Origin of the sequence: Couchioplanes caeruleus, assembly GCF_003751945.1 — a bacterium.
Taxonomy (GTDB): domain Bacteria; phylum Actinomycetota; class Actinomycetes; order Mycobacteriales; family Micromonosporaceae; genus Actinoplanes; species Actinoplanes caeruleus.
The window spans coordinates 8,126,152-8,151,089 of record NZ_RJKL01000001.1; the positions used below are offsets into that span (position 1 = coordinate 8,126,152).

The window sequence follows — 24,938 nt, forward strand, 5'->3', positions numbered from 1 at the left end:
ACGTGGACCGCGTACCCGATCTCACTCTGCTGGCGCAGCCGCGGACTTGACCAACCCCAGAATCTCGCGGCGTAGCCGCGGATAGGGTCCCCACCCGTCCCGCAGCACGTGGATGTAGACGGCCTCCAGCGCGACATCGATCCGCTGCGCCAACTCCTCGTCGTCGGGCGCACCCAGCCGCACCGCCCGGGCGAAATGATCGAGCGCCTCCATGTACCGCCCCTGGTCGAAGGCGCTGCGCCCGGCGTTCTCGTGCACGACGCTGCGCACCACCTCGGGCGCGTCGGAGCTGGCGGCCCGCTCGAACAGCCGGTCCGCCTCCTGGTAGTCACCCCGCAGCCGCAGCACATGGGCCAGCTCGGCCTGAGCGATCACGATCGCCTGCACATCCCCGGCGGACTCGGCATGCGCCAGCGCGAGCCGGCTGGCCGCGGCGGCGAGCCCGAGCTCGTCCAGCAGCCGGTACACCTCGGCCCGCACACTGAGCAACCCGGCCTTCGCGACGTTGTCGTCCTCCTCGGCGAGCGGACCGTCCAGCCGCTCCCCGAGCGCGCGCAACGCGTCGCGATCGTCGACGACCTCCTTGAGGGTGCCACCGTCGAGCCGCCACCGAATCGCGGCCAGATCCTCCGGGCGTACGGGCCTGCGCTTGTCGTCCTGCTCCTCCGGCTGGCGCTGCTCTACCGGCTGGCGCTGCTCTACCGGCTGGCGCTGGGCCGCCGCGCGCTGGTCGGCTTCGTCGGGCTTCTCGTCGCTCGACGGGCCCGTCGCGGCGGCGGTCTTCGCAGTCTCGGCGGTGTGCTGCGGACTGTCGTCCGTCTCGTCCCGGGCGCCTGCGGCCAGGACTTTGCCGCTCATCAGGTCGGCGAGGTCGAGGTCAATCGAGATGCCGTTCCGGTCCGGCGTTTCCTGGCCGGCCGGGTCTTCCGGCACATCCTGCGTCGCGGGCGTCGGTGCCTGACCGGCGTCCGAGGCCGCGGGCGCCTTCGGGTCGTCCGTCGGCGCGGCTTCCGGCTCGGCCTTGGGGGCGACCTTCGGGCTGAACCAGGTGGGACCGAGGTCGGCATCGGCGTACTTGCGCGGGCCGTCCGGACCGGAGGTGAGCAACCGCCCGATGGGCTCGGCGTTCGCGGCCGGGTTCGGGCCGGGCCGGGCCGCGGGAGGAACGACGGAGATCGGCTGTGCGGGCACGTCCTTCTGCAGCGCGCGTGTGGCCTCCACCTGGCGGGCAGCCTCCGCCTTCCGGGCCTCCTCGGCCTGGCGTGCCTGTTCGGCTTGGCGTGCTGCTTCTTCCTGGCGTGCCTGTTCTTCCTGGCGTGCCTGTTCGGCTTGGCGTGCTGCTTCTTCCTGGCGTGCCTGTTCGGCCTGGCGTGCTTCCTCCGCCATTCGAGCGGCTTCGGCGTGCTGGTCGGGTGTGGGGGCCTGCGGGTGGCGCGGCGCCGGAACGCGGGCCGGGCCTGCCGAGCGGGCCGTAATGCTCGGCAGCTCGCTGGTGGGCCGCTCGTCTCCGGGCGCGCCGCTGGTGGGGCGCTCGTGGCCGGGTCCGCCGCTGGTGGGGTGCTCGTGCCCGGGTCCGCCGCTGGTGGGCCGCTCGTGCCCGGGCACGGCGCTGACCGGGGCGATCCGGGACGGCGGACGCTGCGAGGGAGGCACCGGGGTGGGCACACCGGTACCGAGAATCATCGCGGTACGCGGCCCGCTCACGATCGGTCGCTCCGCCGTGGCCATGTCGTCGTCCGAGACCGGAGCCGGCTGCGACGCGAAGCGCGCGCCCTCGGCCGGCGCGGCAGACCGCTCGGCCCCGGGAGCGAGCATCGCGGGCCCCTGCGGCGTCTCGAACGAGGGCCGATCCCCCCGGTTCTGCGGCGGCGGCGCGGCAACCGCAGGCCGGCGCATCGGCGGCGGCGCAACCGGCGGCACCGACGGGGGCGCGGACCGCTGCGCAGGCGGAGCGGACGCCTGCCTGGAGGGTGCGGACGCCTGCCTGGAGGTTGCGGACGCCTGCCCAGGTGGCGCGGACGGCTGGCCGGGCGGTGTCGCGAACGCCTGCTCGGGCGGTCCGGAGGGCTGCACGGCTGGCGCGGGCGGCTGCGCGGATGGCGGGGCCGGCTGCGCCGACGGCGGTGCGAATGGCTGCGCCGGCGGCGCGCCGTGCGTCGTCACGGATTGCGCGGCCGGTTGACCCGCCGGGAGCGGAAGCGGTGCCCCGGTCGGGAAAGCCTGCGCCGCAGCCGACTCCGACGCCGGACTCTGCGGTGCAGCCGGCACCGGCGGCGCCCACTCCGGTCCCTGCTGGCCGGGCGCGGTGCCCGGTGCGCTGACCGGGGCGTCCGGGTGCTGCCGGTGGGCGGCGGGGCTGATCGGTTCGCTCTGCCGGTGGGCGGCGGGGCTGACCGGTTCGCTCCGCCGGTGGGCGGCGGGACTGACCGGGGCGTCCGGGCGTGCCTGGAACGCGGCGGGGCTGACCGGTCCGTCCTGGCGGGGCGCGTAGGCCGCCGGACTGACCGGCACGTCCGCGCGCTGCGGCCCGGGCAGGTAGGCCGCCGGGCTGACGGGACCCTGCACCTCCGGTGGGGGCTGCACGGCGTGGCCGGGCACGACCGGCGGGACGGCGGCCGTCCCCTGCCCGGCACGGCGGGCGCCGTGGTTCGGAGCCGCCGGGATGATCGGCCCCTCCGAGGTGACATAGCCGACCCGGGACGGCCGCTGCGGCGCGGCGTCCTGATCGAACGCAGCCGGACGCCCGTCCGGGGTGGGACGCCGGCCCGCCGGCGTACCCGTCGGGCGAACGCCGTCCGGGTGCTGCGCGGCCGGCGTCGTGGGGAGCGTCGGCGGCGCGGGCGTGACCACCCGGGGCGGTGCCGTCTGCGGCGGCGCCGCGACCACGCGTGGTTGCACCGGAGGGTCGGCCTTCTTGATGACCCGGGGAGCCGGCGGAGGGGTCGCCTTGCTGAGGATTCTCGGCGCGGCCGGGGGAGTGGCGCGGCTGATGACGCGCGGGCCGTTACCTTCCGGCTCCGGCGTGGAGTCGCCGCCCGGCGTGGTGGCCGCATCGTCCTGCGGACGGTAGGCAGCGGGCTCGAAGGCCGCCGGCTCCTGCGGGAATGCTGCCGGGTCGTGCGGGAACGCTGCCGGGTCGTGCGGGAACGCTGCCGGGTCGTGCGGGAACGCTGCCGGGTCGTGCGGGAACGCCGCCGGGTCGCGCTCGAAGGCGGCCGGCTCTTGCCCGAAGGCGGCTTGATCGGACCTGGCCGCCGGCTCCTGCCGGAAGGCTGCCGGGTCCGCACCGGCGGGGCGCACCTTGGCGCGTCCCGCCGCGGGCGCGGTGTCGTTGCCGGGGCCGAAGGGCCTCGGCTGGGGACTCCGCACCGCCGCGGGCGAGCCTGCGCCGTCCGGGAACTCCACCGGGGGCTGCGGACCCTGCCGGAACGCCGCCGGCTGCTCCACGTCGCGCCGGCGGTCGCCGGGCCGGCCGTCGTGGGGGAACGGGGCGGGCTGCGCCCCGCCGGGCCGGAACTCTCCGCCGGGAACGTCGCGCCGGAACGCGGCCGGGTCGGCCTCACGGCGGAAGGCCGCGGGCTCCTCGGCGCGGTGGCGATCCTGCCGGCGGCGGTCGTCCCGTGGCCGACCGAAGTCGTCCTGCGGCTGACCGAAGTCGTCCCGCGGCTGACCGAAGTCGTCCCGCTGGCGATTCCCGTCGCGCCGGCCCGCGTCCCAGCGCTCGTCGCGCCCGAACGCGGCCGGGTCTGCCTCGACGTCGCGGCGGCCCCGCGACGGGCCGGAAGCGGCCTCGTCCCAGTCAGCCGAGAAACGCCGGTCCGAGATGCGCGGATCCGGGGAGTGTCGATCCGGGGAAGGACGGTCGGCGGAAGGACGGTCCTGGAAACGCCGGTCTGGGGACTGCACGTCCGGGAAGCGCCGGTCCGGCGACGGGCGGCCCCGCTCGTCGGCCGGTGGGGTGACCCGCGCCCGCCCGCTGACCGGTGTCTCGCGGTCCTTGCGCCGGCCTCGGCGGGGGCGTGCCGGTTCGTCGTCGGCCTGGTCGCCGTCCCAGAACGATGACGTCTCGATGCGGCGGGCGCGCTGCGCCGACACGTACCGGCGCTGGGCCTCCCAGTCGGACGCATCGAAGTCGCGGTCGTCGTACTCGAGCTCGTCGAAGTCGAGGCTGCGTACCGCCCAGCCCTCCATCCCGGGGGAGACCGGCGCCGTGTCGAGGTCGGCCTCCTCGAAGTCCGGATCGTCCAGCCAGCTCGGGCGCTCGCCGTCGAAGGCGGAGCTGATCCGGTTCTCGCGCTCGGGTGACCGCTGGTTTCCGGCCTGCCGTCGCTGTCTGCGTTCGGCGAGCTCGTCGACGGGCGGTTCCTGTGGGCGAACGGCGGCCATTTCCGGTGTCCGGGAAATGCGCGGCGCCGCCTCGAAATCATCGTCTTCGATGTATTGCGCGCGGGCCACCGGCCGCTGCGGTTCCGGCTTGCGTCGATTGTCCGGACCCCACCGCGAAAGGACGGCCGCATCGGCGTACGGATCACGCGCCGTGACCGTGGTGTCCGCATTCGGCGCGGGACGATCGTCCTCGTCGTACTCGGCTTCCCAGTACTCGTCGTCCTCGTAGCTCATCGGGCACCCCGGGCCCAGGGTCGCCGTCGGGGATGCGCCGAGCCGGCCGGTCGCCGCATTCGTCCCCCCACCCTCGCCACGTACGCTGCCCGCGCGCCCGTTACCACCTTCCACGCGGTCGAGTTGGAAGGTTAACCACGGCTTTGCCCGCGGCGCTACCGTCCGCGGAGGTGCGTCACTCGACCCACGGACGCCCCTGACGTCCGCCGACCACCCGGCGTCGCGGCCCGCCGGACAGGGCCCTCGACGGAGAGTACGCATTCGAGCGCCGAGCGGTTCATTCCCCGGCCCAGGTCGTACCGTTGGTCCGTCGAGCTATACGCAGAGTAATTGTTGCCGCCGTGCAGCATATGCTTTCCCGCGGCGCATCGATCATATCCGTTGACCGAATCTCCCGGTAATTTAAGCCAATCTTCAAGATCCGTACAGTCGGCCAAAAGGCATGCGCCGGCGGATGCCTCCGCCGCTTTGATAAGTACGGCTACCGACAGTGACCGTGTCGACGGTCACATCCGGAGCACGCCGATCACGGCGGCGCCCGCGGGCAGCGGGGAGGGCGCCGGGCCGGCCCGCCGCAGCAACCGCCCGATGTCGAGCCGTGAAGCCTCTCTGGCACGCGCCGGCCCCGGAAGCAACCCGGCACGAAGACGGATACCCGACACGATCGACAGGAGTGGACCGTGTCACGGTCCCGACTGGTGAACGCCCCGCCCGACGTGGTGGGTGGTCTGCCGGACGTGGCGGGTGGCCCGCCCGACGTGCGGGTGGCAGCGCCGGGGCCGCGTCCCGACGTCCGGGGCACGGCTCGGGGCGGTGGGTGCGCCCCTCGCCCGGGAGGCCGGGGGCCGGGATCGAGAGGCTGGTCAGCGCACCCGGCCGCGAGGCACCAGCCGGGTGATCGGCATCGGCGGCGCCGGGATCGGTGGTCCGGCATAGCCGTGGACCGTGCCGAACCGCCCGTCGTCGTCCGATTCCCAGGCGCGGCGCGCGTCGACGATGTCGTCGTGGTCGCGGCCGACGAAGTTCCACCACATGACCAGCTTCTCCGCGAACGGCTCGCCACCCAGCAGCATGAGACGGGCCGGTGGCCCGGCCGTCAGCGACAGTTCCGCCCGCCCGGAGCCCAGGTAGAGCAGTGGCCCCGGCGTCAGCGTCGTGGCCGCCACGGTGACCGCGCCGTCGAGGGTCAGGATCGCGTACTCGAAGTCGGGTCTCAGCGGTAGCCGTGACGTTGCGCCGGCCGCGAGGGTGATCTCCGCGCCGACCAGCGGGGTGTAGCAGCGGGCCGGGGACGCCGCGCCGGCCACATCGCCCATCAGCACCGTCGCCGTCAGGCCGCCCTCGGTCAGGACCGGCAGGTCGGCGTGGTGGTCGAAGGAGGGCGCCACGTCGCGGTCGCTGCCGGGCAGCGCCACCCACAACTGCACGCCCTGCAGCACCGCACCGTGCACCGGCGGCGTCTCCTCCGAGTGGGAGATGCCCCGCCCGGCCGTCATGAGGTTGAGCCGGCCGGGCCGGATCTCCTGCCGGTGGCCGAGGCTGTCGCGGTGCAGGATCTCGCCGCTGACCAGCCAGCTCACCGTCTGCAGCCCGATGTGCGGGTGCGGACCCACCCGCATCCCGGCGGACCCGGTCAGGTCGTGCGGCCCGTACGCATCAAGGAAGCACCAGGCGCCGACCATGCGCCGGTGCCTGCTGGGCAGGGTCCGCACCACGCCCATGCCCCGCGGGCCGCCCAGGGCGACCGGCGCTCCCTCCAAGAGCTCCGTCTCGGAGGAGGCCCGGGCCGGCCCGGGAACCTCGGGATCCGCTTCCAGACTGCTCACGTGCCCGACGCTACTCCCGGCCGCCGACGATTCCCCTGAGCAGCACGGCACCGAGCGCCACCAGCGCCAGCGCGGCCGGAGCGGTCATCGGCACCCCGGCCACGTCCGCCGTCCGTCCCTCCAGCAGTCCGCCGAACCCGACCGCCGATACGCCGAGCACCCCCACCGTGCAGAGGACCGCGCCGGCCGCGGCCGCCGCCCGTGACGCTCCCGGCCGTACCGTCGCGGCCCGTACCGTGTCGAAGCGCCGGAAGGCCGCCACGAGGACGGCGGTGACGGCCGCGGCGGCGGCCAGCCACCACGGCCGGGTCAGCCACCAGGTGGTCGTGCCGGCCGCGGCGCCCACGCCGGACCGGAATGTTGCCAGCAGCAGGAACGCCGCGCTGAGATGCCACAGGAACGCGGTCATCGCCAGTCCGTTCGCCGCCACGACGGCGTGCCAGACCCGGGCCCGGGCGAGCAGGCGGGTCGCCGGCCCGCGCAGCAGCATCGCCAGGCCGGTGAGCCACAGGGCATGCGCGGCGAGCGCCAGCGTCGGCGGGGACATGTTGGACATCGCCTGGCCCGGAACACCCACCATCGACACCGGGTACGGCCCGGCCGTGGTCAGCACCAGCAACGCCACCAGGCCGCCCCCGGCGAGGAGCCCGCCCCACCGCTGCAGCGTGCCGTCGGCGTACAGGTAGCCGAGCTGGTGCACCGCGAGCCAGACGAAGAGCAGATTGAGGACGGCCGCTCCGCCGTACCCGTGGAACCGCAGCGTGTCCACGACGGCGGCCGCGACGAGGAGGGCGACCGGGACCCGGGCGCCGAACCGGCGGTGTAGCCGCAGCATCACCGGCGCCAGCGTGACCAGCGCGAGGTAGACGCCGAGGAACCACAACGGCTGCACCACGGTACGCAGCGCCACCCGCACGATGCCGTGGTCGTGCCCGGCCAGCGCCGCGCCCAGCGCCACCACCAGCCAGACGACCAGGAACACCGCCGCGGGGCGCAGCAGGCGAGCGATCCGGGACCGGACGAAGTCCGCGTAGCCGCCGCCACGGCGAGCGAGCGATGCGCACGCGGTCGCGTGGGCGAAGCCGCCGACGAGGAAGAACAGCGGCATGACCTGGAACAACCAGGTCAGCGGCTGCAGGACGGGGACGATCGCCAGGACGTTGGTGATCCGGTCGCCGCCCGGCTCGGGTACGGCCATGAGCCAGTGCCCGGCGATCACGACGCCGAGCGACACGACCCGGAGCAGGTCGACATAGCGGTCGCGGCCGGGCGGAGTGTGCACGGCGAGCCGGGCGGCAGACAACGAGGCGGATGTCATGACACCAGATGCTGCCGCGATCGCGATGGGGGTGGATGAGCCCGCGTGCTCAAACTCCGCGGAGCCGGGCCGACCCGAGCACCTTGGTGATCGTCACCTCGAGCACGACCCGTTCGGGGTTCGGCCGGGGCGCGCGGTACCGCTCGGCGTAGCGGCGGACGGCCTCGGCCACCGATTCCGGGTCGTCGCGGACGGTGGCGAGCCCCTCGACCGTGCACCACCGCGCGCCGTCGACCTGGCAGACCGCCACCCGCCGTGCCCCGGCGGCGACGTGCCGCACCTTGGCCGAGGTCCGCGACGCGGTGACCCGCAGCAGCCCGGCCTCGATGTCGAGCGTCGCGCCGACGGGCACGACGTGCGGCGTGCCGTCGGCGCGCAGCGTGGTCAGCGTGCAGAGATGCCGTTCCCGCCAGAACTCCCGCAGGCCGGGAGAGTCGAGGTGCACCGGCCCGCTCATGCCTTCTCCGCCGGCAGCGCCCCGGTGCGGACGGCGTCGACCAGCCGGGCGTGGTCGCTCTCCACCTGGTCCGCGTACGCCCGGGCGAACCGGCACAGCATCTCGTCGAGCTTGTCGCTGCCCCCGATGTAGCCGGCGATCATCGACGCGCCGCTGGTGCGGGCGTGGCTCTTGGCGAGCAGGTAGCCGCAGATCCCGGCGTAGTCCTCCAGCGCGGAGGCGTCGATGTCCTCGACGATGACCGCGCCCTTCATGTCGCGGAACTGGCGCACGTAATACTGCACCTGCCCGACGGTGGTCCAGCCCAGCAACGGATCGCTGACCGTCTGCAGTGCCTGCTGGTATTCCACCACCCGCTGCCCCTGGTGCCGGTGCCAGGCCAGCACCCCGTGCTGGTGTGGCGCCACCACGGATCGCCGAGCCTGCTTGAGCTGCAGGAAGACCACGTCGTCGGGGCTGCTTCCCTCGCACAGCGCCACGTACGCCCGCAGCCCCACCGAGCCGACCCCGACGACCTTGTGCGCGATGTCGACGATCCGGTAGCCGGCCAGGATCCGGGCCCAGTGCGGCGGCAGCGTGAGCAGGTAGCCGTCGAGGGCCGCGGCCAGGTGGTCGAGGTCGGCGTCGCTCGGCCGCGTGATCAGCGGCGGCTCCTGGATGAGCCGGACGGTGCCGTCGCGCTGCTCGGTGAAGCGGGGCAGCGCCCGGTCGCTGGTGCGCCGTCGGGCCCGGCGGGCGGCCCGTTCGATCTCCTCCCGGAAGCTCGCCTTGCTGGCGGCCTTGCGCAGGTAGTCGACGTCGACGGTGGCGAACGAGCGGGCCAGCAGCGGCTGGGCGGCGAGGTGGGCGATCTGCTCGCGGTATTCCTGGACGCAGTGCCGTACGGCCTCGCCGCAGGCGCCCTCACGGAAGCCGTTCTGCCGCCCGGCGACCCACACGCTGGTCACGAGCCGCCGCAGGTCCCACTCGAACGCGCCGGGGTGTGCCTCGTCGAAGTCGTTGAGGTCGAAGACCAGCGCCCGTTCCGGGGAGGCGTAGAACCCGAAGTTGCCCAGGTGGGCGTCGCCGCAGATGACCGGCGTGATGCCGGTGGACGGCAGGGCGGCGAAGTCGTCGGCCATGATGTTCGCCGAGCCGCGCAGGAACGCGTACGGCGAGGCCATCATCCGAGCGACGCGCACGGGGATCAGCCAGTCGAGCCGGCCCTCGTGCGCGGCGACGAGCTGGTCGACGGGGTCGGCCCGGTGCGGCGGGGGTGTCCAGTGCGCGAGGTCCGAGCGGGGGGAACGCTCGCGCAGGGAGCGGCCGAGCTCGTAGCGCTCGGCGCGGGGACGGCCGGGCCGGCGCAGGGAGGTGAAGCCGTCGTCCTGGCCGGAGTCGAAGACGACGTGGCCGTTCGGCGGCGGGAAGGCCGGGCTCGCGTCCATCACCGCCGAGCGTACGCACTGCCGGCGGACCCGGATGCACAGGTGTCGGGCCCTGGGTGGCAACCACCACTGTGATCGCTCACAGTTCGTCTGCCTCCGCACGTTGACATCGAAAATGTTAACGATCACGCTGAATCGACACCGTATACCCCCGCGGAGGTACCCATGTCCTGCGTGATCGGCATCGACTTCGGCACCCTCTCGGGCCGGGCCGTCGTGGTCCGGGTCGCCGACGGTGCCGAGCTCGGCACCGCCGTCCACGACTACCCGCACGGTGTGCTCACCAGCGCCCTGCCGGGCGGCACCCGGCTCGGACCCGGCTGGGCCCTGCAGGTGCCCGCCGACTACATCGGGGTGCTGCGGCATGCCGTGCCCGCCGCGGTGGCCGCCGCCGGCATCGAGCCGGCCGAGGTCGTCGGCGTCGGCACCGACTTCACCGCCTGCACGATGGTGCCCACGACCGCGGACGGCACGCCGCTGTGCGAGCTTCCCGCCTTCGCCGACCGGCCGCATGCGTACGTGAAGCTGTGGAAGCACCACGCCGCCCAGCCGCAGGCCGACCGGATCAACCGGCTCGCCGCGTCGCGGGACGAGCCGTGGCTCGATCGCTACGGCGGACTGATCTCCTCCGAGTGGGAGTTCGCCAAGGGCCTGCAACTGCTCGAGGAGGATCCCGAGGTCTACGCGGCCATGGACCGCTGGGTCGAGGCGGCCGACTGGATCGTTTGGCGGCTGACCGGCCGCTATGTCCGCAACGCCTGCACGGCCGGGTACAAGGGCATCCGCCAGGACGGGCGCTACCCGTCGCCGGAGTTCCTCGCCGAGCTGCACCCGGGCTTCGCCGGCTTCGTCGCCGACAAGCTGGACCAGCCGATCGGGCAGCTCGGCGAGGCCGCCGGCACGCTCGGCGCCCCGGCCGCCGGATGGACCGGGCTGCCGGAGGGCATCGCCGTCGCGGTGGGCAACGTGGACGCGCACGTCACCTCGGCCGCCGCCCGGGCGCTGGAGCCCGGGCAGCTCGTGGCCATCATGGGCACCTCGACCTGTCACGTGGTGAACGGCGACGAGGCCGTCGCGGTGCCCGGCATGTGCGGCGTGGTCGAGGGCGGCATCGTGGCCGGGCTGTGGGGTTACGAGGCCGGGCAGAGCGGGGCGGGCGACATCCTCGCCCACTACGTCCCGCCGACGTCCACGCACGAGCGGCTGACCGAGCTGGCCGCGGCCCAGCGCCCCGGCGAGCACGGCCTGCTGGTGCTGGACTGGCACAGCGGCAACCGGTCGGTGCTGGTCGACCATGAGCTGTCCGGCCTGGTGCTCGGCGAGACGCTGGCGACCCGGCCGGAGGACGTCTACCGGGCCGTCGTCGAGGCCACCGCCTTCGGCACCAGGACGATCGTCGAGACCTTCGAGCGCGCCGGGGTGCCGGTCCACGAGTTCGTGGCCGCCGGCGGCCTGACGAAGAACGCCCTGATCATGCAGATCTACGCGGACGTGCTCCGGCGGCCGCTGTCGGTGATCGGCTCGGCGCAGGGTCCGGCGCTGGGCTCGGCGATCCACGCGGCAGCCGCCGCCGGGGCGTACCCGGACGTGCGGGCGGCGGCCGCGGCGATGGGCCGCAAGAGCGAGGCGGTGTGGCGTCCTGACCCACGGGCGAGCGCCGTCTACGACGAGCTGTTCGCGGAGTACACCCGGCTGCACGACTACTTCGGCCGCGGCGGCAACACCGTGATGCGGAGGCTGCGCGCGATCCGGCGCCGGGCGGTGCGGCAATGATCGTCACGAGCGCGCTCGCGGCGCTCCGCAGGCAGGTCGCGGAGCTGCACGCCGAGCTCCCGCGCAACGAACTGGTGGTGTGGACGGCCGGCGGCCGGGATCGTCTTCGCGGGCCGGCTCAACCAGGCGAACCCTACCGCCGGCAACGCCTTCGAGCTGGACGCGATCGCGGCGGCCTTCCTCGGCGGCGCGGCCGTGCAGGGCGGCGTCGGCAAGGTGGTCGGCTCGATCACCGGGCGGTAGCGAGGCCGAACGACGCCGGGACCACGCCCGGGAAGACGTCCGCCAGCGAGCCGAAGCCGCAGCGCTTCTGCAGGATCTCGCCGATCACCGCGCGGTAGTCGGTGGTCGCCGCGAGGTCTCCGTCGACCAGGGCGCCCGGTGCCAGGCCCGGCCAGGCGGAGTAGACCGTGCCGCCGCGCACGCCTCCGCCCATGAGCAGCATCGCGTTGCCGTGGCCGTGGTCGACGCCCTTGGAGGCGTTTTCGGCGACCCGGCGGCCGAACTCGCTGACGGTCACCACCGTCACGTGCGCCATGCCGGACGGGCCGAGGTCCGCCGCGAACGCGGCGAGCGCCGCCGCGGTCTGCGCCAGGTTGTCGTACATCCGCTGGCCCTTGACCGCGGTGCCGAGGCCCTCGTGCATGTCCCAGTCGCCGGAGTCGACCGCCGCCGCGACCAGGCCCGACCTGGACTTGATCAGGCGGGCGACATCGCGCAGTGCGGTGCCGAGCGGCGTCTTCGGGTACACGGCCCCGTTCGCCGGGGTGTACGCCGCACGCGGCGCGACCGTGGCCGTCAGCGCGGCGTCGGCGGCCAGGGCCGGACCGGAGAGCGGGCCGGGCGCGGAGCCGTACATCGCGCGCAGGGCGGCCGCCATCGGGCGGGTGGCGCTCTCGCCGGCCAGCGTGAAGCCGTCGACGGTCGCCATGGAGACGTCCGTGGCCGCGCCGGCGAAGAGCCGGGCCGGCATCGCGGTGCCCAGCGACACCCCGGCGAGCGGGCCGGTCGCGCCGGTCACCCCGAGCATCCGGTCCAGCCAGCCGCTGCGCAGCGACGTACCCGCGGCGGCGCGCTCCATCTCCTCCATCGCCGCGAAGTGCGAGCGGGTGGGGTTCGGCTGGCCGACCGCGTGCACCGCCGCCAGGCTGCCGTTCTTCCACATGGGCAGCAGCGGGGCCAGGGCCGGGTGCAGGCCGAACATCGCGTTGCCCCCGATGACCTGGCTCTTCGGCACGGCGATCGAGGGACGCGCCCGGTAGTAGTCGGCGTCGCCGATCGGCGCGATCGCCGAGAGACCGTCGAAGCCGCCGCGCAGCGAGAGCACGACCAGGGTGTCGCCGGTGTAGGCGCCCGCGGCGAAGGCCAGGCGCGTGGACAGGCCCTCGCCCACCAGCCCGGCCAGCGCACCGGCGGCACCGGCCGCGAGGCCGCGGGCCAGCACTCCCCGGCGGGTCAGGGTCTTGCTCTCGTCGCAGCAGGCGGTCGCGGTCATCAAGGTCACCTCAGTTGGAAGGACGGCGAGTCGAGGACGAGGGCGATCAGGTACGGCAGACTTCCGGCCACCGCCTTGTCCGTGCTGGTCAGAGGACTGGTCGGCACCTTGCCCGCGACACTGAGCACGGCGGCGGTGTGGGCGGCGGGAAGTTCGGTGCCGACCAGCCGCACGGCGAGCGCGTCGACCAGGCCGCCGTACGTCGGGGGCAGGACGGGCACCAGCGCCTTCAGCATGTTCGTGGGGCGGGTGAGCTGCTTGGGGTACCAGCCGGCGGCGAGGTTCAGGTGGCTGTTGCAGCGCATGAGGAACGCCGAGGGTGACGCCCACGCGGAAGCCACGTCCGGGAAGCCGTTCGGCGGGGCCCAGCGGAACGGGGCGTTGCCGGCGTTGACGAGGCTGTTGTAGAGCGCGTCCAGTCCGGCGACGCCCGAGGTCTCCGGGCCCAGGCCCAGCGCGCGGACCGTCGCGGCGAGGTCCTCGAACGGCGTGCGGACCTTGCGGCCCACCGACGCGGCGAACTCGGCGGAGGTGAACAGCGCCCTCAGCACCGGGGCGATCGCCGTACCGTGGTCGAGGTAGACCCGGGCGAGCCGGGTGACCAGCGACGCCGGGGCCTCGTCGGCGACGAAGCGCAGGCACAGCTTGGTGGCGATCCGCTCGGCGGTCGCCGGGTGGTGGGCCAGGTGGTCGAGGAAGGCGAGCGCGGCCGCCTCGCCGCCCTCGGCGGTGGCGTTCGCGTGCTGGAAGCCGAGGATCGACACCGCGCCGGTGGCGTGCTTCGCCGCGCTGTAGGCGTACTCACCGTTCGCGTCGATGCTCAGGCCGGTGAGCAGCCGCGCCGCGGCCTTGACGTCCGCCTCGCTGTAGATCATGCCGACGGTGTGCAGCTCCATCAGCTCGCGGGCGTAGTTCTCGTTCGGCTGCTTCCTGGTCGAGCTGCGGTTGTCCAGGTACGTCAGCATCGACGGGTGCCGGGCCGACGCCTTGAGCATGTCGGCGAAGCGCCCGAAGGTGAACGCGCGGATCACCGACGCGTCGTAGTCGGCGCGGCTGTCCCAGACACCGCTGGAGGGCGCGGCGACGTGCAGGTGGTTCGCCCAGAACATGGCGGTGGTCTCGAAGAGCTGCCGGTTGCTCCAGATCGCCCGGGCCACCGCGGCGCGGCCGAGCTGGCCGAACGCCTCGTACGAGTGCTTCGGCAGCTTCGCGCGCACGGTCGCGATGCTCGCGCCGGCCAGCGGCAGGCGGGTGAGCAGCGCGTCCAGCTCGCCGTCGGCGATCCTCGCGGGGTCGAGCTGGCGGTCGAGCCAGCCGGCGACGCCCAGTCGGGTGGCCTCGGCCAGGGCGGCCGGGGTGGGTCCGAACGTCGCGCGGCGCAGCAGATGCGCGATCGGGTCGGCGGAGACGAGGTCGGTCGCGGCGGCCGGCGCGGCGGCGGCGGGCACGGCCAGCGCCGCGTCGAGGGCCAAGGCCCCGGCGGCGGCCACGGCCACGGCCGCGGCACCGCCCAGGACGGCACGGCGGGTCGGCTGAGGCGTCGTCTGCATACCGGGCAGTTCGACGGGTGCGGCGCTCGCCGTCGCCGCGGCAACCGGATGCTCACCTCGCGCAATCCGCGTGCACCCGTCGCTGGAGCGCTCTCCGGGACGTACGCTCGGATCCGTGGATCAGATCGATGCGGTGCGGACCCCGGCCTCCTGGGTCGTGGTGGGTCTCGACAACGGTGGAACGTGCAACAACGCCACGGTGCTGGACGCGACGGGCCAGTTCCTCGTCGACCGGCTCGTGGAGAACCCGAGCCGGGTCCAGGACGGTCCCGAGTCGGCCGTCGAGGCGCTCGCGGAGGCCTTCACCGGCATCCTCGCCATGACCAGCACGCCGCTGAGCCTGGTGCGCGCGGTCGGCCTGGACACCCCGGGGCCCGCCAGCGCCGACGGTGTGATCTCCTCCAAGGGTTCGACGAACTTCTCCCAGGTCTCCTGGCACGGCTTCGACATCCGCGGCGCCCTGCAGGCGCGCATCGGCCTGCCGGTGATCTACCACAACGACGCCAACGCGGCCGCGCTCTACGCCCACCACCGGCACTTCGGCGCCGACGCCGCACGCCGCTCCTCGGTGGCTGCGATCGTCGGCACCGGGCTCGGCGGTGGCGTGGTGGAGGGCGGCAAGGTGATCAGCGGCGCGGCCGGCATGGCCGGCGAGCTCGGCCACGTGCAGATCCCGCTGCACGGCGTGCTGGAGGAGGGCCAGCCGGTGCCGGTCTGCAACTGCGGCTTCGAAGGCGACGTGGAGAGCATCGCCTCGCTCACCGGCATCGCCAAGAACCTGCTGCCGTACTGGTTCACCAGGTTCCCTGACCACCCGCTCGCCGCGGAACCGATCGGCTCCGCGGCCAAGATGCTGCGCGGGTACGGCGAGAAGGAGGACCCGCTGGCGCTGGCCGTCTTTGCGCAGCAGGCCCGGGCCATCGGCAAGCTGTTCACGATCGCGGCGAACTTCACCGACCCGGCCGCGTACTTCCTCGGCGGGGGAGTGGTGGAAGCCGCGCCGCACTTCCGGCAGTGGTTCCTCAACACCGTGCGCGAGCACACCCAGTTGCGCCGAGAGCAGCAGGAGGCGGCGACCTTCGCCCTGGTGCCCGACCTCGACATGGCGGGCGCCCGGGGCGCGGCCGTCGCGGCCCTGGAAACCGTCTCCGGCTGACCGTCCGTAGTGGACCCGGGCGCGCACCGCCACAGGTATTAAGGGCCATCGACATACCTGGATATCGACCGCCACCTTCAGTAGCGTCCTGGATGCCGTCCGAGGCTGGGGCCCGGACGCGCTGAAGGGGGATACCTGATGCGACGAAGCATCGCGACCGTCGGAGCCCTCGTGCTCGGGCTCGCCACACTCCTGCCGGGCGTGGTCCAAGCAGCTCCGCAACCGTCCGAACCGGGGCTCAGCCCCGCCGATCAGGCCTCGCTGGCCGCCGGCATCCCGGTGGCGCCGAAGGCCGCCCCGGGCGCCAAGCCGACCGGGCCCAACCCGTTCCTGTCCCTGCCGCCGGACGCGTCCAAGGTGGACTACAGCGGCTGGGCGGCGTACCTGAAGAAGCAGGCGTCCGCCAAGGCCGCGGCCCGGCTCAAGGCGCAGGGTGCGCCCTCGGCCGAGGCGAAGGCCGCCGCGGCCGTCGTGGTCGACGAGGACGAGCCCGACGGCACGTACGGCTCCAACGAGAGCCCGACGACCGCGCAGCTCATCCAGACCTTCGGGACCGGCTCCCGGCAGAACTCGGCGATCCGGATCCTCGGCTCGCTCGACCCCCAGTCGGCCCTTCCGGCCGCCCGCGCGGCCACCCCGGAGGACGACGGCGCCATCCCGCTCGCGGGCGACACCGGCATCGGTGCCGGCACCACGGCCGTCATCACCGAGGCCCAGATCGGCGACGGCCCGCACGGCTCCGCCGGCACCGGCACCAACGACTTCGACTTCTACAAGCTGACGGCGACCGCCGGGCAGACCATCACCGTCGACACCGACACCCCCACGGGTGATCTCGACACGCTGGTCGCCGTGTACACCCCGGACGGCACCATCGTCGCGTCGAACGACGACGCGGACGGCTTCGACAGCTTCCTCACGTACAGCGTGCCGTCCGCCGGCGCCTACTACGTGATCGTGGCGGCGTACAGCGGCCTGCCGGCCGACCCGTTCAACCCGGCCAGCGGCGACGGCGGGGCGAGCGAGGGGCCGTACGCGGTGACCATCTCGGCGACCTCGGCGGACACCGACTACTTCGCCGTGCAGCTCAAGCCCGGCGACGTGCTCGGCGCGTCGGTGAAGGGCGCGCCGGCGTACGTCACGGTGTACGACACCGACCCGCGCGAGGCGCACGGTTCCCGCCAGAACGTCACGTTCATCTATCCGATGGACAGCAAGCTGCCCGGCGGCGGCCGCGCGGTGACCGACTACGTCGCCACCAAGGCGGGCTGGCACTACCTCGGTGTGGCCGAGGGCAAGGGCAGCTACGACATCACGGTGGAGGCGTACCGGCCGCCGCTGCAGGGCGACAAGCCCACCCAGACGCTGTTCCTCGACTTCGACGGCGCCCGGGTCAACACCGGCGTCTTCGGCGGCACGGGCAACGTCGAGCTGAGCCCGTTCTCGGCGTTCGTCGCCAAGTGGGGCATCGCGCGGGCCCAGGAGAACGCACTCGTCGACGCCGTCATCGCGAGCGCGACCGAGAGCCTCAAGGCGGACCTCGCCGCGAGCGGCCTCAACAGCCGGTTCAGGCTGAAGATCCTGAACAGCCGGGACCACGCGGACCCGTGGGGCCAGAAGAACGTCAGCCGCGTCATCATCGGCGGCACCATCGCCGAGTCCGGCATCGGCACCATCGGCATCGCGCAGAGCATCGACCCGGGCAACTTCGAGACCGAGGAGACCGCTCTGGTGCTGCAGGACGTGCTCAGCGACCCGGCTGGCGGCCCGGCATCGCTGAACACCTACCTGACCGACGCGAGCGACCGGGTCGCCTTCGTCGGCCAGGCGATCGGCAACGTGACCGCCCACGAGGCGGGCCACTTCTTCGGCAACTGGCACACCGACAATTCCGACGCCTCCCCGAACCTGATGGACGCGGGCGGCGCCAACTTCCACGTGCTCTTCGGCGTCGGCCCGGACGGCATCGGCGGCACGGCGGACGACGCGGACGTCGACTTCGGCCACGACGCCTTCAGCCCGGCCGAGGGCTTCATCGGCACGGAGGACACGCTGGGCCGCATCGTCTTCGGCGTCACCAGCTGAACGAGCGTCCCTGAAGGACCGGTGGGCCACCGCACTCGCGGTGGCCCACTCACGCCAGAGAGTCCTTGATGCCCTTCAGCGTCGCGGCGATGGCGGCACGGAGCTCCGACAGCCGGAACTCGACGACCTCTTCCTCCCGGTCGGGCATCTGGTCGATCGCCAGGCTCAGGCCCGACCGCGACGGGCCGAGCCGTACGCCGTGCTCCAGCCGGCTGCCCGATCCCTGCTCCTGCACCGCGAACCACCATCGGGCCAGGGCGTGGGCCGGGTCGTCCTGGGGCGCGCCGTAACGGCCGTCGGCGTCGAGGACCGCCCAGGAGAACAACGACGGCTCCTCGCAGGCGAGCACCTGCGACACCGTGCGCCAGCGTCCCAGCATCGCATGCTCGTTGTGCCCCTCGAACCGCGCGCCGACCGTGGGCCCCTCCGCGCCGTCCAGCCACCGCACGCTCTGCAGTTCCCGGCTGAACCGGGTCGGCAGGGCGATGTCGGACACGATCGCCCAGACGGCAGCCGGTGGCTCCGGCACGACGACGGCATCGACGACCGACGGAGCGTCCACGTACCGCACGATGCACCTCTTCTCATCGGTGACCTTGCGGCGGCACTTTACTCCACTGTGGTCATTGGGGTGCCCGGCGAGACAACTGAAAGTGAATGATCTCACGCTCCGAGTGACCACTCGGGGCGGTCCGCGGCCCGTGAGCTGGACATTGTCTACCGAGAGTGCCGAGAACGCTGCTCCCAGTCCCTGCGCCGACTTGACCGGCATCGGCGCGATGACATTGGATCTCGCACGCACCGTCAGGTGGGCACAACCCACAGCGAGCGTCCCTTCTGGTGCGTCGACCCGCGGCCCGGCCACGAGTCTGCGCTGAGCACGTTCGCCGACGGTGCCGAGCACCATCCACACTCCGCCCGATCGGCGGAGCTACCCGAAGGAACGACAATGAAGTCTCTCGCCCGCGCTTGCGTCATCGTCACGATGGCCGGCATCGCCGTCGGCGCCCTCGCCGGCCCCGCGTCCGCCGCCGACAACACGTTCGAGCTCGCCACCGGAAGCGTCAGCGCGTACGGCACGTACGACCGCATGATGAGCATCCCGGAGCGGCCCGTGCCGCCGATCCGCGTCAGCGGCACCCTGGCCGTCAACTCCGCCAACCGGTGCGGCGTCGTCCAGATCGCCTACAACGGCCCGGCCGACGGCATCGAGTGGCGCACGTTCGGTCAGCTCTGCGGCAAGGGCAAGACCAACTACACCACCACCTCGAACATGCTGTTCGGCGGCTTCCAGCCGCAGGTGCGCCTCTGCAAGGGCACCAGCGTGAAGAAGGCGGAGCGGGGCACCTCCTGCGACACCTTCACCCCGGTCGCCGACTGACCATGAACGACTGACCCGCCGACCCGGCCTCGGACGCCTTGTCACGCAGCCCGAGGCCCGGTCGCCGGCAAGGCCTGCTGCCGAAAGACCTCGCCGCCGCACTTCGGCTCGATCACGTTCGTCGCGAGCACGTCACTCCACGTCGGCCACCACGACCGTGACGTTGTCCGGCCCGCCCCGTTCCAACGCAAGCGCCACAAGCCGCTCCGCCACGTCGCCCGCTCGCGCCGGCCGGCCGAGCGCCGCAGCGATCGTGCCGTCCGGCACCGGATTGCTCAGCCCGTCCGAACACAGCAGCAACCGATCGCCGGGCAGAACCACGAGCGGTACCAGGTCGGGGGACCGCCCGTCGCGGCGCCCATCCAGGAACCGGGAAAGCCGCCCGGGCAGTTCCGGCACCCGCTCGGCACCGCCCACCAGGTTGCCGTACACATGGTCCTCGCTGATCTGCCGCAGCTCACCGCCGCGCAGAAGGTAGGCGCGGGAATCGCCGATGTTGACCACTATGGCGATGTTGCCGGCCCAGGCGAGTCCCACGAGCGTGGTGCCCATCCCGGCGCACTCGGGGCGAGCGCTCGTCACCTCCAAGAGGGCGTCGTTCGCCGCCGCCACGGCGCGTCCGAGATGGACCGCCAGATCGGCCGGCGCGATCGGGCGATCGAAGGCCCGCACGGCGTCGATGGCCGTGCTGCTCGCGACGTCGCCGGCCACATGGCCGCCCAGCCCGTCGGCTACGGCGAGGAGGTGTCGTCCGACGAGGTGGGCGTCCTCGTTCCGCTTGCGAACAAGGCCCACATGAGTACGCCCGTCAGCGGTCACCGTCATCATGACGCATCGCCCTCCCTCTCGGGCCACGATTCCACGGCATCGCCTGCACGCTGCAGGACGTGCACGGTCTCCACCCGGTCGCTGGCGATGACGTACTCGGTCACCTCGACGGGCTTGCCGTCGGTTCCGGACAATCCTTGACGGACGATCTCCAGGACCGGCAGGCTCACCGGGATCTGCAGGAGGTCCGCCTCTTCCAGGGACGGCATCCGGGCGCGGTGGAACTCTGTCCAGGAGATCGGCCAGTGACCGGCGCGCTCGATGCGGTAAAGCCAGTCGCCGGCTGCGGGCTCCGCGGAGACGCCGGTCACGGCGCCGGCCACACGCGGCGCGATCCAGCTCACCGCGATCTGGAAAGGGGCTTCCGACGCGGGCCCGGTGACCCGGACCCGGCGCAACACCTCGGTTTCCGGAGCCACGCCGAGCAGCCGGGCGAGGCGAGGATCGTCCAACGGAGCGGGAGCGCTGACCGCCTCGCCGTGCCGGACCCACTTCTCGGCGCCGGACGCCGACGGGAACGAGTATCCGAGCGCCTGTGCGTTCCGCTTGACCAGGTTGCCCCGCGGCCGCCTGGGGCGCATCGTGCCGTAGCGCACGGAGATTCCCCGGCCCTGGACAGCCCAGACGAACCCTTCGGTCTCGAGCAGGGCGATCGCGCGACCGACAGTGTCCCGGTTCGCGCCGTACTCGGTGGCGAGGTCGTCGAGCCGGGGCAGCCGCGCACCGGGCTTCCACTCGCCGGCCTCGATGCGCTGCTGGATCCGGGCCGCTATGTCGCGGTAGCGCGAATGCATAGGCATGCCAACTTTCCCTTTCGCCAGATTGTCTTGGGACAATCCTTGACCGGCGGGAGTGCAGCTCCAAAGATTGTCCCAAGACTAACTCCGGAGCGACACGGCGTCAGGGGGCCGTCCACATGGCAGCGACGTTCGACCGTGAGAATCAGTTCGAGGCCGCGCTGGCAGCGTTCGTCGTTCACGAGTCGCCTCGCCTGTTCGCGATCGTCCAGATACACAAGGAATATGTGGACGGTCGGATCGCAGCGTGGGGTCTGGCGTTCGAGGATCGCGCCGAGGTCGTCTCGGTGTGTGGTGGCATGCGGGTGAGGGCCGAAGCTCCTTCGCCTGTTCCCGGCGGCAGGCCGCACGCGGGCACGGCTCGTATGGGTCGACGCCTCGGTCGTCGATGGTCCGGCGACGCTGGGGCCGCCTGCCTTGTGGCGGTGAGGAACACCGGCAGTACTGGATGTGGACCTCCGCCCGGGCACGGCAGCGGTCGGGGAAGCGTCGGATCCTGCCCATGCTGGTCTCGCGAACGGCCGCCACCGTCTCTGCCTCCGGCTCCTCCCGGCGGGGAGAATCAGTCCTTGAGGGCGGTCTCGACGTCGGTGTGCAGGGACAGGTAGCCGGTGAGGCCGAGGGTGTCGAGGAGCCGGCGCAGGAAGCCCGAGGGCGCGGCGAGCCGGACCCACCCGCCGCGTTCCATGGCTCGGCCGTGCGCCGTGACCAGCACGCCGACGCCCATGGAGTCGCAGAAGTCGAGGCCCGACAGGTCGACGACGACGTGAGGGCTGGGGCGTTCCACGAGGCGGCTCAGGTTGGCCTTCAGGGCGGGCGCGGTGTCGATGTCGAGCGAGCCGCGCAGGGTGAGGACGGCCGTGTTCGGTGGGTGGTGCGCGACCGAGACCTGCATAGGGGTGTCACTTTCGTCGGTGGCGGGCACGGGTCAGCCATGGGTCGACGGGCGACGGCGGTGGTGACCTCCACCCTAGGCGAGCGGTACCGCATGGGCGAATTCAGTCGCGTACCGTTGACGCCGTGACGATCGACAAGGGTGACTTCGCGCCCGACTTCGCGCTGCCCGACCAGGATGGCACCACGCTGCGGCTGAGCGAGTTGCTGGCCTCCGGACCGGTGGTTCTGTTCTTCTACCCGGCCGCGATGACCAGCGGCTGCACGGTCGAGGCCTGCAACTTCCGCGATCTGGCCGCGGAGTTCGCGGCGGCGGGTGTGCAGCGTGTCGGGATCAGCCGGGACGCGGTGGCCAAGCAGAAGCAGTTCGCCGACCTGCACAACTTCGACTATCCGCTGCTCTCCGACGCGGACAGCGCGGTCGCCGCCGCCTACGGCGTCAAGCGCCGGCTGCCGTTGGGCCCGCTCAGCATCAAGCGCATGACCTTCGTGATCGACACCGACCGTACGGTGCTCGACGTCATCCACTCCGAGCTGGACATGAACGCACACGGTGACCGGGCCCTGGAGGTCCTTCGGGCCCGGTCCGCGCGAGATGTCGCTTAGCGGGCGTTACGCCATTTGCGGCCGCCGCGGCCGATGAGGCGGTCGGCGTCCGTGGGGCCCCAAGAGGCCGCCTCGTAGGTGGGGATCGGCGACGGGTCGTTCTCCCAGTGCTCGATGATCGGGTCGACGATGCGCCAGCACTGCTCGACCTCGTCGGTGCGGATGAACAGCGTCGGGTCGCCGAGCAGGGCGTCGAGCAGGAGCCGCTCGTAGGCCTCCGGGGACTCCTCGGCGAACGTCTGCTCGTACGAGAAGTCCATGCTGGCCGTGCGCACCCGGAAGGAGTGGCCCGGGACCTTGGCGCCGAAGCGCAGCGAGATGCCCTCGTTGGGCTGGATCCGCAGGATCAGCGCGTCGGTCTCGAGGTCGGTGAGCTGGTTGGCCGGGATCGGCAGGTGCGGCGGCCGCTGGAACTGCAGCGCCACCTCGGTGAGCCGGGCCGGCAGCCGCTTGCCGGTCCGCACGTAGAACGGCACCCCCGCCCACCGCCAGTTGTCGACGTTGAGCCGCATGGCCGCGTACGTCTCGGTGCGCGACAGCGGATCGACGCCGGCCTCGTCGCGGTAGCCGGCCATCAGGTCCTCGCGGGTGCCGCCGCGGGTGTACTGGCCGCGGACCGCCAGCTCGGCGATGTCGCGGTCGGTCGGCAGCCGGATGGCCTGCAGCAGCTTGACCTTCTCGTTGCGCAGGTCCTCGGCGTTGAACGAGGCCGGCGGCTCCATGAGCGCCAGTGCGAGGACCTGCAGCACGTGGTTCTGCACGATGTCGCGCATGGCGCCGGCGTGCTCGTAGAAGCCGCCGCGGGTGCCGACGCCCAGCGTCTCGGCGACCGTGATCTGCACGTGGTCGACCCACGAGCGGTTCCAGATGGGCTGGAAGATGGCGTTGGCGAAGCGCAGCGCCAGCACGTTCTGGACGGTGTCCTTGCCCAGGTAGTGGTCGATGCGGAAGACCTGGGGCTCGTCGAACGCGGCGTGCACGATGGCGTCCAGCTCGCGGGCGGTGCGCAGGTTGTTGCCGTACGGCTTCTCGATCACCAGGCGGGAGAAGCTGCCGTCGCCCGCCTGGTTCAGCCCGGCGCCGGCCAGGCCCTTGATCACCGGCTCGAACGCCTCGGCGGGGGTGGAGAGGTAGAAGATGCGGTTGCCGGCGGTGCCGCGGGTGGCGTCGAGGTCGTCGAGGGTCTCCGCGAGCCGCTTGTACGTTTCCGCGTCGTCGTAGCCGCCCGATACGTACCTGATTCCGCCCTGAAGCTGCGGCTTGTCCGCCAGGCTGCGGCCGCCCAGCGCGCTCTGCGCGAACTGGTGGTCCTCCATCGGGGTGCGGGCGACGCCCACGAGGGCGAACTCCGCCGGCAGCCGGTTGTGCCGAGCCAGGCTCTCCACGGCGGGCAGCAGCTTGCGGCGGGTCAGATCGCCGGACGCGCCGAAGATCACCAGTGTGGCGGGCGGTGCGTTGCGGTCCTGTGCGAGCTGGGGAACGTTGTCCATCGTCTGGTCATCCTCCGACCGCGTGCGTGGGCTTCCGCCTGAACTTTACGCAGCGCGACCAGTCCCCGGATCAAACCTGTCCGTCGATGCGCCCGGGCCGGCACCCGCAAAAGTGGCAAACTAGGGCCTAAGCCGCCGATCCGCATGAGGGAGATCCCGTGAAGTACCGGCTCGTGACCCGCAGCGACATGGACGGCCTGGTCTGCGCCGTGCTGCTCAAATTCATGAACGTCATCGACATCGACGACATCAAGTTCGTGCACCCCAAGGACGTCCAGGACGGCACGGCCGATATCACTGAGCGTGACATTCTCACCAATCTTCCGTACCACCCCAAGGCTCATCTGGTGTTCGACCACCACCACTCGGAAACGCTCCGTAATGTCGACAAGCTGCCGAACCACATCATCAACGCCAGCGCGCCGTCCGCGGCCCGGGTGATCTTCGAGTACTACGGGGGCGCCGAGCGCTTCCCGGAGGTCCCCGACGACCTCATGCGGGCCGTCGACCAGGCCGACTCGGCCGACTACACGATCGACGACATCCTGAATCCCAGCGGCTGGACCCTGCTGAACTTCATCATGGACAGCCGCACCGGGCTGGGCCGCTTCCGCGAGTTCCGGGTCGCGAACTTCGACCTCATGCGGACGCTCATCGACGCGTGCATCCAGATGGGCATCGAGGAGATCCTCAAGATGCCGGACGTGGCCGAGCGGGTCGACATGTACCGCGACTCCTCCGAGTTGTTCGTCGAGCAACTGAAGCGGGTCAGCCGCGTGGACGGCGACGTCGTCGTCGTGGATCTGCGGGAGGAGGAGACCATCTTCGCGGGCAACCGCTTCATGGTGTACGCGCTCTTTCCCGAGGCACGGGTCTCCGTGCACATCATCTGGGGCTTCAAGAAGCAGAACACCGTGTTCGCCTGCGGCAAGTCGATCCTCGACCGCACCTCGCCCGTCGACATCGGCTCGGTGATGCTGCAGTGGGGTGGCGGCGGTCACCTCGCGGCGGGCACCTGCCAGGTCGAGCACGAGGACGCCGAGCGCGCCGAGTACGAGATCATCCAGGCCCTCAAGACGCCCCGTACGGTTTCGGTCTGACTATGTTGGCGGGGTGGAGAGCCGAACCTCTCCACCCCGCCGGACGCAGGTCGTGGGTCTTGCCCTGGACCCCACCCGCATGTCGTGGTCAGCGCCCCACGCGCGTCTTCACGACCAGCCCGCGCCCACCTGCGC

At 72.4% G+C, this 24,938-nt stretch carries 18 protein-coding genes and 1 pseudogene; 7 read left to right on the plus strand and 12 right to left on the minus strand.

The genetic code is table 11. The annotated features are described in order from the left end of the window. Nucleotides 1-21: 21 nt before the first annotated feature. From EDD30_RS36615 to EDD30_RS36635, 5 genes are all read right to left on the minus strand, one after another. Nucleotides 22-4,620 (minus strand): hypothetical protein, encoded by a 4,599-nt coding sequence (locus EDD30_RS36615; RefSeq protein WP_123678721.1) that lies wholly within the window; start codon nucleotides 4,618-4,620, stop codon nucleotides 22-24. Nucleotides 4,621-5,483: 863 nt separating this feature from the next. Next, entirely contained in the window at nucleotides 5,484-6,446 is a 963-nt protein-coding gene (locus tag EDD30_RS36620; RefSeq protein ID WP_071807401.1) for a pirin family protein, read from the minus strand. Between the two features lie 10 nt (nucleotides 6,447-6,456). Next, a complete protein-coding gene (locus tag EDD30_RS36625; RefSeq protein ID WP_071807402.1) occupies nucleotides 6,457-7,764 on the minus strand; it encodes an acyltransferase family protein in 1,308 nt (435 codons plus the stop codon). Nucleotides 7,765-7,813: 49 nt separating this feature from the next. After that, entirely contained in the window at nucleotides 7,814-8,221 is a 408-nt protein-coding gene (locus tag EDD30_RS36630; RefSeq protein WP_071807403.1) for a pyridoxamine 5'-phosphate oxidase family protein, read from the minus strand. Then, nucleotides 8,218-9,648, minus strand: coding sequence for a DUF2252 domain-containing protein (locus tag EDD30_RS36635; protein ID WP_084556732.1), 1,431 nt, complete (start codon nucleotides 9,646-9,648; stop codon nucleotides 8,218-8,220). The genes EDD30_RS36630 and EDD30_RS36635 overlap by 4 nt, the downstream gene beginning before the upstream one ends. A 165-nt stretch (nucleotides 9,649-9,813) precedes the next feature. Between EDD30_RS36635 and araB the strand changes: the two genes are divergently transcribed. Together araB and EDD30_RS41260 are read left to right on the plus strand one after the other, a co-directional pair. After that, complete coding sequence (gene araB, locus EDD30_RS36640; protein ID WP_071807404.1) at nucleotides 9,814-11,421, plus strand: ribulokinase; 1,608 nt, start codon at nucleotides 9,814-9,816, stop codon at nucleotides 11,419-11,421. 93 nt (nucleotides 11,422-11,514) lie between these two features. Beyond that, nucleotides 11,515-11,658: pseudogene (locus EDD30_RS41260) on the plus strand (sugar ABC transporter permease); the annotation flags it as partial. Here the strand turns inward: EDD30_RS41260 and EDD30_RS36655 are convergent. Continuing rightward, complete coding sequence (locus tag EDD30_RS36655) at nucleotides 11,651-12,916, minus strand: DUF1501 domain-containing protein (protein WP_071805414.1); 1,266 nt, start codon at nucleotides 12,914-12,916, stop codon at nucleotides 11,651-11,653. The pseudogene EDD30_RS41260 and the gene EDD30_RS36655 overlap by 8 nt on opposite strands. Nucleotides 12,917-12,921: 5 nt before the next feature. Then, nucleotides 12,922-14,466 (minus strand): DUF1800 domain-containing protein, encoded by a 1,545-nt coding sequence (locus EDD30_RS36660; RefSeq protein WP_084556390.1) that lies wholly within the window; start codon nucleotides 14,464-14,466, stop codon nucleotides 12,922-12,924. A 115-nt stretch (nucleotides 14,467-14,581) separates the two neighbouring features. On the opposite strand from EDD30_RS36660, the gene EDD30_RS36665 reads away from it, so the two are divergent. After that, nucleotides 14,582-15,622: an ROK family protein gene (locus tag EDD30_RS36665; RefSeq protein ID WP_244945530.1), complete on the plus strand. Its 1,041-nt coding sequence runs from the start codon at nucleotides 14,582-14,584 to the stop codon at nucleotides 15,620-15,622. A gap of 138 nt (nucleotides 15,623-15,760) precedes the next feature. Beyond that, the gene (locus EDD30_RS36670) at nucleotides 15,761-17,707 is read left to right on the plus strand and encodes a PPC domain-containing protein (protein WP_071805402.1); all 1,947 of its coding nucleotides are present in this window, start codon (nucleotides 15,761-15,763) and stop codon (nucleotides 17,705-17,707) included. Nucleotides 17,708-17,756: 49 nt separating this feature from the next. Here EDD30_RS36670 and EDD30_RS36675 read toward each other — a convergent pair whose 3' ends face one another. After that, entirely contained in the window at nucleotides 17,757-18,269 is a 513-nt protein-coding gene (locus EDD30_RS36675; RefSeq protein WP_211277781.1) for an SRPBCC family protein, read from the minus strand. A 387-nt stretch (nucleotides 18,270-18,656) separates the two neighbouring features. Between EDD30_RS36675 and EDD30_RS36680 the strand changes: the two genes are divergently transcribed. After that, nucleotides 18,657-19,088 (plus strand): hypothetical protein, encoded by a 432-nt coding sequence (locus EDD30_RS36680; protein ID WP_071805398.1) that lies wholly within the window; start codon nucleotides 18,657-18,659, stop codon nucleotides 19,086-19,088. 132 nt (nucleotides 19,089-19,220) lie between these two features. Here the strand turns inward: EDD30_RS36680 and EDD30_RS36685 are convergent, their stop codons facing one another. From EDD30_RS36685 to EDD30_RS36700, 3 genes are all read right to left on the minus strand, one after another. After that, nucleotides 19,221-19,913 (minus strand): PP2C family protein-serine/threonine phosphatase, encoded by a 693-nt coding sequence (locus EDD30_RS36685; protein ID WP_071805397.1) that lies wholly within the window; start codon nucleotides 19,911-19,913, stop codon nucleotides 19,221-19,223. Then, entirely contained in the window at nucleotides 19,913-20,716 is an 804-nt protein-coding gene (locus EDD30_RS36690; protein WP_211277780.1) for a GntR family transcriptional regulator, read from the minus strand. The genes EDD30_RS36685 and EDD30_RS36690 overlap by 1 nt, the downstream gene beginning before the upstream one ends. Nucleotides 20,717-21,275: 559 nt before the next feature. Next, nucleotides 21,276-21,608 carry an STAS domain-containing protein gene (locus EDD30_RS36700; protein WP_071805393.1) on the minus strand — a complete coding sequence of 111 codons (333 nt, stop codon included), beginning with the start codon at nucleotides 21,606-21,608 and terminating at the stop codon, nucleotides 21,276-21,278. Nucleotides 21,609-21,733: 125 nt separating this feature from the next. Between EDD30_RS36700 and EDD30_RS36705 the strand changes: the two genes are divergently transcribed. Then, nucleotides 21,734-22,213: a peroxiredoxin gene (locus EDD30_RS36705; protein ID WP_071805391.1), complete on the plus strand. Its 480-nt coding sequence runs from the start codon at nucleotides 21,734-21,736 to the stop codon at nucleotides 22,211-22,213. Here the strand turns inward: EDD30_RS36705 and zwf are convergent. Further along, on the minus strand, nucleotides 22,210-23,703 hold the full coding sequence (gene zwf / locus EDD30_RS36710; RefSeq protein ID WP_071805389.1) for a glucose-6-phosphate dehydrogenase: 1,494 nt from the start codon (nucleotides 23,701-23,703) through the stop codon (nucleotides 22,210-22,212). The two genes, EDD30_RS36705 and zwf, sit on opposite strands and share 4 nt — an antisense overlap. A gap of 158 nt (nucleotides 23,704-23,861) precedes the next feature. On the opposite strand from zwf, the gene EDD30_RS36715 reads away from it, so the two are divergent. Then, on the plus strand, nucleotides 23,862-24,803 hold the full coding sequence (locus EDD30_RS36715; RefSeq protein ID WP_071805387.1) for an exopolyphosphatase: 942 nt from the start codon (nucleotides 23,862-23,864) through the stop codon (nucleotides 24,801-24,803). The last annotated feature ends 135 nt before the right edge of the window (nucleotides 24,804-24,938 follow it).

Coding starts and splice junctions, on each gene's coding strand:
- EDD30_RS36660 (WP_084556390.1), bottom strand. CDS start 14,466: ATGCAGACGACGCCTCAGCCGACCCGCCGTGCCGTCCTGGGCGGTGCC.
- EDD30_RS36670 (WP_071805402.1), top strand. CDS start 15,761: ATGCGACGAAGCATCGCGACCGTCGGAGCCCTCGTGCTCGGGCTCGCC.
- EDD30_RS36700 (WP_071805393.1), bottom strand. CDS start 21,608: ATGCAGGTCTCGGTCGCGCACCACCCACCGAACACGGCCGTCCTCACC.
- EDD30_RS36690 (WP_211277780.1), bottom strand. CDS start 20,716: ATGCCTATGCATTCGCGCTACCGCGACATAGCGGCCCGGATCCAGCAG.
- EDD30_RS36635 (WP_084556732.1), bottom strand. CDS start 9,648: ATGGACGCGAGCCCGGCCTTCCCGCCGCCGAACGGCCACGTCGTCTTC.
- EDD30_RS36615 (WP_123678721.1), bottom strand. CDS start 4,620: ATGAGCTACGAGGACGACGAGTACTGGGAAGCCGAGTACGACGAGGAC.
- EDD30_RS36680 (WP_071805398.1), top strand. CDS start 18,657: ATGAAGTCTCTCGCCCGCGCTTGCGTCATCGTCACGATGGCCGGCATC.
- araB (WP_071807404.1), top strand. CDS start 9,814: ATGTCCTGCGTGATCGGCATCGACTTCGGCACCCTCTCGGGCCGGGCC.
- EDD30_RS36625 (WP_071807402.1), bottom strand. CDS start 7,764: ATGACATCCGCCTCGTTGTCTGCCGCCCGGCTCGCCGTGCACACTCCG.
- EDD30_RS36685 (WP_071805397.1), bottom strand. CDS start 19,913: ATGACGGTGACCGCTGACGGGCGTACTCATGTGGGCCTTGTTCGCAAG.
- zwf (WP_071805389.1), bottom strand. CDS start 23,703: ATGGACAACGTTCCCCAGCTCGCACAGGACCGCAACGCACCGCCCGCC.
- EDD30_RS36655 (WP_071805414.1), bottom strand. CDS start 12,916: ATGACCGCGACCGCCTGCTGCGACGAGAGCAAGACCCTGACCCGCCGG.
- EDD30_RS36630 (WP_071807403.1), bottom strand. CDS start 8,221: ATGAGCGGGCCGGTGCACCTCGACTCTCCCGGCCTGCGGGAGTTCTGG.